Below are 12,393 nucleotides of genomic sequence, written 5' to 3'. Positions count from 1 at the left end.
CAATCGCCACGGGTTCCGCAAATGGTCAACTGAACCTTACCGTTCCGCAGGCAGGACGCTACATGCTCCGCATTGGATCAATGAGCGAATCCATTTTCATCAAATAGTTTTTCCACACCAAACCAATCCCATATGACCTATCCCAAAATCAAAAAAGGGGGATCTTCCACTACAATAAACAAATAAACTGCACCACAAAATCCCATAACCAAACCAAGGGGGGCGCCCAATCACGGGCGCCCCCTGAGGTTTATCGGAAAATAAGACCCCGCCGATTCTTGCGATCGACACAGTCCGACTGGCGCCCATTGAGGTCATACACCCTAGACGGCACTCGTGGCAGAAAGCCATCGCGGCCCCTAAGACGCCTCAAGCCATCGGGCGACACCTCGGGAGCCGGAAACTTGAGTTCCGGACAGGTGTTCAGCGTATCGAGAAGCCAGGTAAACTCCCCCGCAACAGCAGCGAGTGCAAGCGGGACATCAATCCCGTCGACATCCATTCCCCCGTTTTCCCGCCTCATTTCAGGAGGGTTAAACTCGCAACCGGCGTAACCCCATTCCTTGGAATAATACCGCTGACACAATTCAAACACATGGTTCACGAGGGAATCCGCCTGCTCCGCCGTTCCCCTGAAAGCACCCGCCTTCTGGAGTCGTGGAAACTCGTCCCTATACACGTCATCGTGATGTACGGCAAACAGCGTGTCCACAACGGCCGACTCGTCTTTGGAATAGGCGACCCGAGCCACCTTGACCACCTTCTCGGTCACGATCACAATCATGGTGGAATCTAGTTCAGACCTGTACACCCACACCGTATCGGACGCCGAGGCATTTTTAACGGCAGGCTCCCTCTGGTTCATCTTGGAGAGATCCAAGTAGCTGTCCTCGAAAAGGTAAAGAGAGGTCGCCGGATATCCCATATAGGGATCGACACTGGATTCGCCCTGATGATGCTCAACTTCGCATTCTGCCGCACACAGGACCGCAGCAAGAACACCGATAATGAATATCCACTTGAAGTTCACTTTCTTTTCTCCTCTTAAAATTCTCTATCGTGAAATTATAATAAAACGAACACGGCAATGTCCCCGCGGGTATTTCCAAGCACTGAACCCGACGGAATGGAAAATCTCCATCAAGGAACGGCCCTGTTTTCCAGAAGCCGTTTGGCGAAGGCGTTGTAAGGGCCGTCCATTCCTAGGTTGTCGAACAACGAAATAACTTTTGTTGATATGTTGACATGAATTGGCTCATTTTTTCGCCCCATAGAATTTAATGGAGGCGTTTTTTATTTAATTAACCCTGCCAGTTCACTTTGTGCAGCGGGATTGTTTGCATAATTCTGCATGACGGATTTTGTGTCGAGGAGGATGCAGGCGATTTTGTGGTAAGGTCGGTTTTCGTCCTTCACGTTTTTCCAGTCGCCGTAGATATAGCCGACGCGTTTCATTGCATAAACGTCATTGCGAGGCGAAGCCGTGGCAATCTCATTCCATTTCCCAGCATCCGCACAGTACGGCATAATGAAGACATTATAAATACGCTTTGGCGAGGTGTCATCCTGAGCGAAGTGTAACGGAGTCGAAGGATCTCCATTCTCTTCTAAAATTTCTTTCCAGTGCGTTTCCACATATTCTGCATAAGCCATCTGCTTACACACGGATTCGGCCCCCGGCAAATGTGAATTGAATCCGGTCAAGCCATATTTGTAGTACTTGGAATCAAGGATATACACTCCCTCCCCCATAACCATTATCGTATCTGGTCGGAGTGTGGAACGTTTCGGGTCATTCAAGACTATTTCTTCTTCAGATTCATCAAGTTTTTCATCGCGGCATCCGTCATTCCACCGTAAATGCGGATTAAATTTATCCTTGGCAACTCCCTGCGGCAACTTCCCGAAAATCTTATCCACCATCGCTTCCCACACGGGGGCGAACTTGTTTACTCCGAAATAAAAATCGTCTGCCGTTTTTCCGTCTTCGGTTTTATGCCCGGCAAGATATTCCACAATTCGTGCCAAATCAGCAAGCAGGCGTAAATCACGGTCGTTAAATGTCTTTGCTAGTTTGGAATGGATTGCGTTACAGAACAGGTCATAATCAAAATCCAAATGCGGCTCTTCGGACGGTTCTATGCCGAATAAAAATCCGAGTTTCACAAGAGCGTCATGAACGCAGAACTTGTGGACCTGCGTAATGAGCGTATCTTCGTTATAACTGACTTTACGGGCGATAAAGTCTAGGTACACAAGATTCTGTGCATCTTCGGTAATGACAGGCTGCACGGCCTTGATTGTCCGGCCCCAACTGATTTTCCCGTTCGCGCCCTTTTTGTACAGAATTTCCTTTTCATCAAGGTAACCGAAATTGAGAAAATTTCGGATAACATTCAAGTACGAAACCATCGGGAATTCAGATTCGCCATGTTCCTCTGCGAATGTGGAAATAGAGGAATCCTGATGAATCTGTTCCTGCAACGAACGATCGGAAAGCACCGTAAAAAGATTGACGACACATTCCCGCAATTCTTCTTCGGGAAGTTCGCGCAAAGTCAAATCATCTTTGAAATATCCCAAAGGAAAGATGATACTTGTTTCTAGCACACCACCTTCCTTTGATTTTTCGCAACGAATGCCGACAAACTCGGTCTCCGAATTAGCCTTGGATTCGCAGGAACATATTTCGTTCAGTTTTTGCATCAAGGATTACAGCGTTGGCGATGCTACAAATGCGACAAGATTCGCCTTGTCCTTGAAAACGTCAAAGCGTTCTTTCCCTTCAGACGGTTTTTCAAAGGAGTTAATCAACTTTTCCAGAGTATCAATTCCTTCGGCAAATACTTGCGGACGCTTGAATTTGAAAACATCATCCCACAGAAACTTCAAAACCTTTTCGGCAAAGACCTTGTCGTCAATAATACCGCCCACGTTGCTCACGAACCAAACTCCCAGCCGCTTGTCTTCGGTGCTGGAAAGACCCTTGAGGGTGGCCGTAATTTTGGCATTGATCCATCCCCAGAATTGCCCCCATTTAATACCGGTATCGTCAATTTCTGCGTTGTACTGAGCATTGACGGCAGGCTTAGTGAGGTCAAATTCGTTGCGGACTAGTTCCATGTCAAAACGACGCTGGAAGGCATTATCCAACGTGAACACATTTTGGTCGCTGGTGTTCATTGTCGCCAAGATGGAAAGGTTAGGCGGCAAGCGGATAGCCGTATTCGAATCAAAGCGAATATTCCCAATCTGAATGCTGTTTTCAGTTCCCCGAATATAGGCGTTGACATCATCGTTCTGGACAAAATACTGACTCCAGCCTTCTGTAAACGTGTTTACAGAAGCATTTGCAGGGTCATTGCCGAGAGAGTCCGTTTCCCCCGCTTTAAGCCTATCTAACAACTGGAAGGTGTCCCCGAAAATGGCAGCCGCATTACCGCGGTTGATTTCTTCGATAACCAGGTAGAATTGTTCGTTGGGATTGAGATAAGCCCGCTTGATAATTTGCGTAAACGGCCCGGGTGTAAATTCATAGCGAATACCGTCATTTGTGACTGGCAAAATTTGCCCGATGAACTCGGCGTTGGTGTATTCCGGGTGGAACACGACGCGAACCTTGTTTTTCTCAGGAACGTCCTTCAGTTGCTCTCTGATTTTATTGCTCTTTCCACACCCCGGAACACCATAGTAGATGATTTGAGAGGGGGTGATGGAATTTGTATTATTCTGTTTCTTAACCTCACCAACATCCTCATTAGTTTTCTTTATCTCCTCAACATTTTCAAAGAAATCCTTTTTTATAAATAAAATTGCATTTCCTTGAGCGGCATACAAAGGTTGATAAAAAGGCCCTCTACTTAATTCATCAGGTTTTGCAACAACAGAATAAATATCTTTAGATGGTTTAAATACAATAGAACCATGCGTTTTGTCAAATTTATATTTACGCCATCCAACAGAAAAATCGCAACTCCAAGATTCATTAAAGGAATCTTCATATTCTATATCAAATGAAGCGATTTCTTTAAACCAATCTTTTTCCCATTCTTTGGGAATATTCAAAAAACTTTTGACTTTCTGTATTAATAAATCACTTGTAAGTCGTTCCTGAAAAGATGTATTTCGAAATAAAAATACAGCCAAAGAAAGAAAATTTACCCTTTTATTGGCGAGTAACTCATAAGAAACCCAAGAAGCAAAATCTTTTCGCAACAACAGCCAATCATCATCATTCGCCTGTTTATTATTATCTGTTGTATTTTGAAGAGAAAAGAAATTTTTTAAATCATTTTGAACACCATTTTTATCACAAACAATGAGACTCATGGTTCCAATTGATGTAGGCAATTTCAAATATTTTTTGACATTCTTTACAATTGTCAGAACGCCCCAAAATTTATTGTCAATTCCCAATTGAGCAATTTCATCAAAAGCCCGTTGAACGGTTTGTAGGCTCAATCTCATTATTTACCCCCTTCTAATGCTTTTAGCATTTGCCTTGCAATAGCCTTAAGAACGGGAACACTTACTGAATTCCCAAGTTGTTTAAACGCTTGCATATCGGAAACAGGCATTTTGAATGATTCTGGGAAACCCTGTAAACGAAGTGATTCTCTAACAGATAGTTTTCGGCCCAAATCCCAAAGTTTTGGCGTTCTATTCGCAATTATGGTTGACGCATATGTATCCAAGCAAGAGTAGAATGCTTCTTGTATCTGCGTCTTTGCATGATCGCCAACATGAAATCTCAAAGAACCATCAGCCTTTTGGAATGAATAGATGCCATATTTCCCTTTTTTAGTATTTGGCTTATACTTGGAGTTATCGTGCTTTACCCTGACTTCATCCTTAGCATGTTCAAAATGATATTTGATGCGATCCAACTCGAACTGAGTCAATTTCAATGTCGGGTCATCATTATTAATATCAACAATGTCTCGTAATACAGCTTTTTTGTTTAAAGGCTTAGGAAAATCAAAATTCACATCTTCGCGAAAACCAACGCAGTACCAACGTTCTCTTTTTTGTGGTAGTCCAAAATCTAGAGACGACAAAACAGTTGAAAATACATGATAACCAAGTTCATTTTCAAGAATGTCAAGAATTGTACTAACGGTTTCACCCCCTTTATGTGAAACCAGTCCCTTGACATTTTCCAAGAAGAACATTTTCGGTTTCTTTTCTTTCAATATTTCTTTAATGTTGAAGAAAAGAGTTCCTCTAGTCTTATCTTCAAAGCCCTTTTTTTGTCCAGCGTAGCTAAAAGGCTGACAAGGAAATCCCGCACACAAGCAGTCAAAGTCTGGTATATCTTTAGGAGCGATTTTATTTATATCTTCGTTGAACATTCCTAAGCTGAACAGTTCAGGAGATTTTCGTTCAAAATTTGTTTGATAAGTTTGTCGAGCGAATTTATCTATTTCACTCGCAAAGACGCATTCACCGCCAACAGATTCCATTGCTAAGTGAAATCCTCCGATACCAGCAAACAAATCGATGAACTTGAACTTCGGTTTGCTTTTATCGTCCTTGACAACCTTTTTACTCGGCATCTTTTCGCTCCGTGTTGAAAGTGAACGAGTTCACTCTCGCGGAAGCGGTTCTGGCCGATTCGCTTGGCCGGGGTGCGGGCAAAAAAGAACGGCGGGGAGCCGACTCACTCCCCGCCTAAAAGCGCGACATTTTCAAAAGAATACAATACACCCGCATAATCTTGCAATGGATTGCTTCACCCTTTCAGGGTTCGCAATGACGTTGCAAAACAAGCCCGAGCGGATACAGTACGCCCAGGGTACACTACGCCCATGCAATCCACGGGCGATGGCGAGTTATTGTCTTATTCTCGTTGCTGAAAGTGTCGAAGTTCCAAGTAGAGGACAAGAGCAAAACTCAGCGAGTCCACCCCTGTTCTGCATTTCTTCAGTCTTTTTGGGAAATAAAAAAGGCGTGGAGTTGAATGCATTTACCTACTTGAGGCCTTCGACTGCCCGCAACGAATAAACGCAAACAACTCACGCCCCAAATGGCCGTTTGCCTACAGGCAGATTTACAAAATATGCATGTACCAAAACGATGCGGCAGGCTTGCGCCGGTCGCAGACGTGAGCGTCGCCTTGTTCTCGTTGCAGAAATTGTCGAAGTTTCAAGTAGAGAACAAGAGAAAACTCTATTTGCCTTGAAATATAGATTTTTGGAATGGCAAAAGATGACAAAAAGGGAGTTCCCTTGCCTTTTTTTACTCAGCTTTTTGTATATTGCACCATGACAGGCACCGGCAGCGAATATCCGCTTGCAAGCCAAGTTCGACTAGAAAAGCCGACTTTTTGTTATATCCCCAATAAAATTGGGCGTTCTTATATAGCAAAGGTCGGCTTTTTTGCGTTTATAGGAGTAGAAGATGGCTAAAAAGACCGAAAAAACGGATAATCTCGCACCTAACCCGCTTATGGAGTTGGATGTAGAAAAGATGATTCGGGTTGTTCGTGGCAAGCAGGTGCTGCTGGACCGCGATATTGCAACATTATACGGTGTTGAAACTAGGGCGATAAATCAGGCCGTCAAGCGAAATATAGAACGTTTCCCTGACAGATATTGTTTCCAATTGGAAAAAAGTGAATTAGACAACTTGAAATCACAAAATGTGATTTCAAGTTGGGGCGGAGACAGGTTTAAGCCCTATGTTTTTACAGAACAGGGCTTTGCCATGCTTTCATCCGTCCTGAAAAGCAAGGTTGCCGTGAATGTATCCATCGCAATCATGGATGCGTTTGTCGCCATGCGGCAGTATTTATATCAAAATGGCGGAATTGTCAATCGCCTTTCTAATGTCGAAGCGAAGGATTTGGAACAGGACAGCCGCTTGACTGGTCATGACGAACATCTGCTTGACCACGACCGTAAATTTGACGAACTTTTCGAGGCGATGGACCGTGGCGAGCTTAAATCTAAGGGCTTATTTTACAACAACCAGGAGTTCGATGCCTATGTATTTGTCTGCAACCTCATTCGTCAAGCCAAAAAGAGAATTGTGCTGGTCGATAGATATGTAAACGAGAAAACCTTGACGATGATGCTCAAGCGGGAAAAAGGCGTTTCCGTGACTATTTACACCTACGACAAGAGCAAGGTTCTCGAGTTAGACCTGGCAACTTACAACGAACAATATCCAGACAGCCCTATGCAAGTTCTGCCCAGTTACGGAATGCACGACCGATTCTTGTTCATAGACGATACGGCCTACCACTTCGGGGCTTCGCTCAAGGATTTGGGCAAGAATACGTTTTTCTTTACGCAGGAAGATTTCACGTTGGACGAAGTGTTGAAGGAATCGCAGAAGATTCAGGCAGAAAAAGAAAGCTAGGCATTACAAGGTGACAATGCAGATTTCAACCGCCTGCGGGGGGGGGCGTCAAAATTCTCAAAATTTCCGCGAATTTCGACGATTGTCATAATGTGACATCCGGGGAATGTATATTTGTATCGAGAACACTTTACCCCGCCTTTTTTTGCTTGTAGGCGGAAGGAGTAGAAGATGAATAAGCGTGAACCGCCTATCAGTAAGGCCGACGGAACAACTTTTGAAATCCTTGCGGAACGGGTAAAAGACGTCCATAATGCGACAAGTTCCGTAGCCAAGGGTGCCGTAAACCAGCTTCTGACTATACGAAATTGGGCTATCGGCTGCTATATAGTCGAATATGAGCAAGAGGGGTGCGACCGCGCCAAATACGGGGCTCGGTTATTGCAAAATTTGGCCGACGAACTGTCCATCAAGGGGCTTGACCGTCAGTTGTTGAACGCATGCAGGATGTTTTACGTGAAATATCCACAGATTTGTGCGACGGTGTCGCACAAATTGCAGGGAATAGACTATTTTCCCGAAAATTTGGTTGTTATTAAGAAAAAAATCAGGGAGGCAATTTGCGAGACAGTGTCTCGCAAATTCCAAACGCCGCCGGAATTGCTTGTCAGTCGGCTTTCATTCTCGCATATTAAAGAAATAATGACCATTGACGACCCTATGGAGAGGTTCTTCTATGAACTTGAATGTATCAAAGGCACATGGAGCGTGCGAGAACTTCGTCGGCAAATCGACACGAAACTCTATTTCAGGAGCGGAATCAGCAAAAAGCCGGAACTGTTGCTGCAAAGGGTGGAAAAGGGCGGAACTGATGCCGTTTTGTCGGTCAAGGACGCGTATACTCTCGACTTTTTAGACCTGGATGCCAAGGATGCGTTCTCCGAAACCGAATTGGAGCAGGCTATCATGGACCATTTGCAGGAGTTCCTGTTGGAGATGGGCAAAGGGTTCTGCTTCGAGGCTCGGCAAAAGCGCATTATCATAGATGACGAGTATTATTTTATCGATTTGGTGCTTTATAACCGTCTGCTGCACTGCAATGTAATCGTGGAGTTGAAGGTTGGCAAATTCCGCATTGAACACGCTGCTCAACTGAATGCCTACATCTCTTATTTCAAGGATTGCGAGATGGCGGACGGGGATAATCCCCCGATCGGGATTTTGCTCTGTACGGAAAAAGGACCGAAAATGGTCCAATATGTATTAAACGGCATGGACGAGAAACTGTTTGTCTCGACATACAAGTTGCGGCTTCCCGACCGTGAACAGTTGGAAAACTTCTTGATTAAGGAAGTGAAGGAGATGGGACTGTAAAAAACGACCTAAAACAGCAAAAACCGGCCCCTGTGGGCCCGTTTTTCGCCCAAAATCGCCAATTTTAAAATTTTTCAAAAATTATAGTACGCTTTGTAGTAAAAAGAGTTATATTTATAGAAAATTATAGTACAATTTATAGTACAACAAAGTTTGAAAAAGGCGTAAACAAAATAGCGATAAACTAAAATCAAAGGAGTGAAGGATGTTTGGATTGGGAAAAGTCATCAGGAAAACGGTGCTGGTTCTGGGTGCCGTGGCGGTTGCGGCGCTTGCGCGCCCGTATATCGTGGGTGTCGATGTCTCGTGGGTGCTCGAAGACGAGTCGCTGGGGGCAAAATACTACGATAACGGCAAGCAGCAGGACCTTTTTGATATCCTGCAGAACCACGGAATCAACTTTATCCGCGTGCGCACCTTCGTGAATTCGTGCATCGGCTACGCGAAGAACAGCTACTCCGGCGCAAATTCCAACGTGTGCTGGTGCGATCTGGAACATACCATTGCGCTTGCGAAGCGCATCAAGGCGCACAACATGGGATTCTTCCTGGATTTCCACATGAGCGACACGTGGGCCTCCATCGGCCACCAGGATGTTCCGGCCTCTTGGGCGGGCAAGAGCAATGCCGAGATGGGCAAGCTCGCCTATAACCACGTGAAGACGACCATGGATGCGCTCATGAAGGCGGGACTTCGCCCCGACATGGTGCAGGTGGGTAATGAAATCAACTCGAGGGTGGCGGGCGTTTCGCTGAGCAAGACGGCGGACTTCGCGAACATCATCAATTCGGGTGTGCGTGCGGTGCGCGAGACGGATCCTTCTATCAAGATTGTGATGCAGCATGGTCAGCCGCGCCCCGAGAAGGGCTTCGCGGATTGGTACAACAAGATTCACGCGAACATCGACTACGATGCCATTTGCGGTTCCACCTACGGCACCACGAACAACGGGCAGGATTGGCGCGATATGTTCGGGCTCGTGGTCAAGAACAAGAAGGCGGTGCTGAGCTGCGAATATACGGGCGAACGCACGGCCCTCGTGAACTCGGTGTTCTATGAATTTGGCGACCTGGGCTGGGGAACCTTCGTGTGGGAGCCGACCCGCTACAGCAAAAAACCGATGTTCGATCGCGACGGACAGAAATATACGGCGAATGCGCGCCTTAGGGAACTGCGCGATATCGCGAAAAAATATAACGCGACGCTCCCGGACTGGGTGCAGAACGGCAAGGCCGTAAAGAAGTACAACGTGAAGACGACGGTCGCTTACGGCGGCTCGATTGCGCAGAGCATCGAGGGTAGTGAAATTGCCGAAGGGAGCAAGGTGACCTTTACGGCCGTTCCGCAGGAGGGTTGGGAATTCGTGGCGTGGACCGGCGACAATACGGGTAACGGCAAGGAATACACGGTGGCAAGTCTCGACAAGGATGTGAACCTGGGCGCGACCTTCAAGTTCGTGGGTAAGGATTCGCTCAAGTACGAGGCGGAAAACGGCGTGTTCAACAAGACGGTTCTTGAATCGACGCACGAGGGCTTTTCGGGCAAGGGCTACGCGAATCTCGATAACGAGGAGGGGTCTTCGGTGACGCTTTCCGTGGTTGCTGCCGACGAGGGCGATAAGGACGTGAAGATTGTCTTTGCGAACGGCTCTACGGCAAACCGCCCGGTAAGTGTTGCGGTGAATGGCAAGGTGCAGGTGGAATCGGTGGACTTCGAATCGACGGGTGCCTGGGAATCGTGGGATTCTAGCGTGGTGACGCTCAGGTTGCCTGCGGGTGCAAGCGCCATCACTATTGCCTCGCTCACGAAGGATGGCGGCCCGAATATCGACCGCATCGAGTTCGTGGATAAAAACGCGGTGGTTCCTGTCAATCCCGGCGACTCGGCGGTGGGCGACAGCGGCACGACGGTGCTCCAGCGGATCCCTGTGCGCAGCAATACGCTCCGTAACGGTGGCCGGAACTTCCTGGTGAACGGGCGTTCTGCGGGTGCATTGAAGAACCGCGCGTCAAGAATCAGGGTATATACAAAGTAACAGGATGAGGCGAGGTATGAAAATGAAGCGCGTGTTGTGTGCGGCCGTGATTGCCCTGGCTGCTGCGGAAACTTTCGGGGCGACCTACTACGTGGCCCCCGCTGGCAAGAATACGAACAAGGGAACGAAGGATAGCCCGTTTGCGACCCTCAACAAGGCGAATTCCGTGGTGAACGCGGGCGATACCGTGTGGATTCGCGGCGGCACCTACCTGCACACGGACACGAACTATGTGAAAAACGACAACATGTTCGCGGGCATTCACCTGACCAAGAGCGGTTCAAGTGACAACAAGCGCATTCATTACCTCGCGTACCCGGGCGAAAAGCCGGTCATTGACTTCAGCAAGATGCCGATTGCCAACGGTTCGAACAACGTAAGGTACACTTCGGGTATCCTCATTCAGGCGCAGTACTTGCACTTGAAGGGGCTCGAAGTCAAGAACGTTCCCATGAAGGGCGAATCGAATGTGGGCGTGTACGTGTCCCGCAGTAAGCATATCTTCTTGGAACTGATCGATAGCCACCACAACGGCGGTTCGGGATTCTTCGTAAACGAGAAGGGCTCGGGAAGCGGCGGCGGACATTTGTTCTTGAACTGCGACAGTCACGACAACTACGACCCCAACGGACGCCAGGGAGACGGCCAGAATGCCGATGGCTTTGGCGTGCACTACCAGCAGGGTGGCGATACAACGAAGTTCATCGGTTGCCGTGCCTGGTGGAACAGCGACGACGGCTGGGATTTTATTAGCCAGGAGTTCCCGGTGGTTATCGAGAACAGCTGGGCGATGGGCCACGGCTACAGCAACTACGGGACCGGCAAACCGAAGGATGGCAACGGCAACGGTTTCAAGGCGGGGAGCAGCAAGACGGGTGTGCGCCACACCATCCGCAACTGCGTCGCCTGGAAAAACAAGGCGTCGGGCTTTTACGCAAACCACAGCAGCGGCGGTAACGACTGGTTCAACAATACGGCCTATATGAACGGCACGGCGTTCAACATGTGGGCGAGCACCTGGGATGCAAATGACAACCGCACCGACGGTGTCGTGCTCAAGGGCAGCAAGGCTCACGTAATGAAGAATAACATTGCCTTCCCGAACAAGACGGCCTACATCGGCGGTGAATATGCGGCGGGCGAATACAATACCTGGAACCTGAACATCACCCCGAAGGAATCGGATTTCGTGAGCGTGTCGGACCCGAGCATGACCGTGACGGGCAGGGAACTCGGGCCTCTCGGCGGTGCGTTCGGCCCGCGCCAGGCCGACGGTAGCCTTCCGGATGTTGACTTCCTGAAGCTCGCAAAGAACAGCCAGATGATTGACAAGGGCGTGAACATGGGTCTCAAGTACGAGGGCAAGGCTCCGGACCTGGGCGCATACGAATACGGCTATGTGTCGCCTGTTATAGTGCCGGTCGATACCACGCCGAAGGATACTGCTGTAACGCCGATTGTCGTTCCGGTCGATACGTCGGTTGCGCCGGTCGATACGATTGCGGATTCTACGGAAGTTTCTGTGGGTGATTCGACGACGTTTGTGCGCCCGCTTCCGCAACGCAAGCCGAACATGCAGCAGCCGGGCCGCCTGTTCTACGTGAACGGTCGCTCGGTAAATGCGCTGCGTACAGGTGACCGCAAGGCATCGAGAATCAGGACTTATTCAAAATAACGGGGTG

9 protein-coding genes are annotated in these 12,393 nt (G+C 47.9%); 5 read left to right on the top strand and 4 right to left on the bottom strand.

Annotated elements, in window-relative coordinates:
• Positions 1-250: 250 nt before the first annotated feature.
• The 4 genes from Q0628_RS03095 to dcm form a co-directional block, all read right to left on the bottom strand.
• Entirely contained in the window at positions 251-1,030 is a 780-nt protein-coding gene (locus Q0628_RS03095; RefSeq protein WP_298768117.1) for a hypothetical protein, read from the bottom strand.
• Between the two features lie 263 nt (positions 1,031-1,293).
• Complete coding sequence (locus Q0628_RS03090) at positions 1,294-2,706, bottom strand: LlaJI family restriction endonuclease (protein WP_298768116.1); 1,413 nt, start codon at positions 2,704-2,706, stop codon at positions 1,294-1,296.
• Between the two features lie 6 nt (positions 2,707-2,712).
• A complete protein-coding gene (locus Q0628_RS03085) occupies positions 2,713-4,467 on the bottom strand; it encodes an AAA family ATPase (protein WP_298768115.1) in 1,755 nt (584 codons plus the stop codon).
• Positions 4,467-5,555, bottom strand: a complete 1,089-nt coding sequence (gene dcm / locus Q0628_RS03080) for a DNA (cytosine-5-)-methyltransferase (protein ID WP_298768114.1) — start codon at positions 5,553-5,555, stop codon at positions 4,467-4,469. Before dcm ends, Q0628_RS03085 begins: the two co-directional genes overlap by 1 nt.
• Before the next feature lie 642 nt (positions 5,556-6,197).
• Here dcm and Q0628_RS03075 point away from each other — a divergent pair.
• The 5 genes from Q0628_RS03075 to Q0628_RS03055 all read left to right on the top strand — a co-directional run bounded on the left by Q0628_RS03075 (position 6,198) and on the right by Q0628_RS03055 (position 12,386).
• A complete protein-coding gene (locus Q0628_RS03075; protein ID WP_298768113.1) occupies positions 6,198-6,407 on the top strand; it encodes a hypothetical protein in 210 nt (69 codons plus the stop codon).
• A complete protein-coding gene (locus Q0628_RS03070; RefSeq protein WP_298768112.1) occupies positions 6,400-7,362 on the top strand; it encodes an ORF6N domain-containing protein in 963 nt (320 codons plus the stop codon). Before Q0628_RS03075 ends, Q0628_RS03070 begins: the two co-directional genes overlap by 8 nt.
• 171 nt (positions 7,363-7,533) lie before the next feature.
• Entirely contained in the window at positions 7,534-8,676 is a 1,143-nt protein-coding gene (locus Q0628_RS03065) for a PDDEXK nuclease domain-containing protein (RefSeq protein WP_298768111.1), read from the top strand.
• Between the two features lie 205 nt (positions 8,677-8,881).
• Positions 8,882-10,711, top strand: a complete 1,830-nt coding sequence (locus Q0628_RS03060; RefSeq protein WP_298768110.1) for a glycosyl hydrolase 53 family protein — start codon at positions 8,882-8,884, stop codon at positions 10,709-10,711.
• Positions 10,712-10,727: 16 nt separating this feature from the next.
• Positions 10,728-12,386, top strand: coding sequence for a right-handed parallel beta-helix repeat-containing protein (locus Q0628_RS03055; RefSeq protein ID WP_298768109.1), 1,659 nt, complete (start codon positions 10,728-10,730; stop codon positions 12,384-12,386).
• Positions 12,387-12,393: the final 7 nt, after the last annotated feature.

This window comes from uncultured Fibrobacter sp. (genome assembly GCF_937877005.1).
Classification (GTDB): domain Bacteria; phylum Fibrobacterota; class Fibrobacteria; order Fibrobacterales; family Fibrobacteraceae; genus Fibrobacter.
The sequence above is the reverse complement of the archived record's forward strand: the minus strand, read 5'-3'. Positions and strand labels throughout refer to the sequence as shown.

Excerpts from the sequence above, each read along its gene's own strand:
- Q0628_RS03055 (WP_298768109.1), top strand. The coding sequence starts at position 10,728 with ATGAAAATGAAGCGCGTGTTGTGTGCGGCCGTGATTGCCCTGGCTGCT.
- dcm (WP_298768114.1), bottom strand. The coding sequence starts at position 5,555 with ATGCCGAGTAAAAAGGTTGTCAAGGACGATAAAAGCAAACCGAAGTTC.
- Q0628_RS03085 (WP_298768115.1), bottom strand. The coding sequence starts at position 4,467 with ATGAGATTGAGCCTACAAACCGTTCAACGGGCTTTTGATGAAATTGCT.
- Q0628_RS03065 (WP_298768111.1), top strand. The coding sequence starts at position 7,534 with ATGAATAAGCGTGAACCGCCTATCAGTAAGGCCGACGGAACAACTTTT.
- Q0628_RS03060 (WP_298768110.1), top strand. The coding sequence starts at position 8,882 with ATGTTTGGATTGGGAAAAGTCATCAGGAAAACGGTGCTGGTTCTGGGT.
- Q0628_RS03090 (WP_298768116.1), bottom strand. The coding sequence starts at position 2,706 with ATGCAAAAACTGAACGAAATATGTTCCTGCGAATCCAAGGCTAATTCG.
- Q0628_RS03070 (WP_298768112.1), top strand. The coding sequence starts at position 6,400 with ATGGCTAAAAAGACCGAAAAAACGGATAATCTCGCACCTAACCCGCTT.
- Q0628_RS03075 (WP_298768113.1), top strand. The coding sequence starts at position 6,198 with ATGGCAAAAGATGACAAAAAGGGAGTTCCCTTGCCTTTTTTTACTCAG.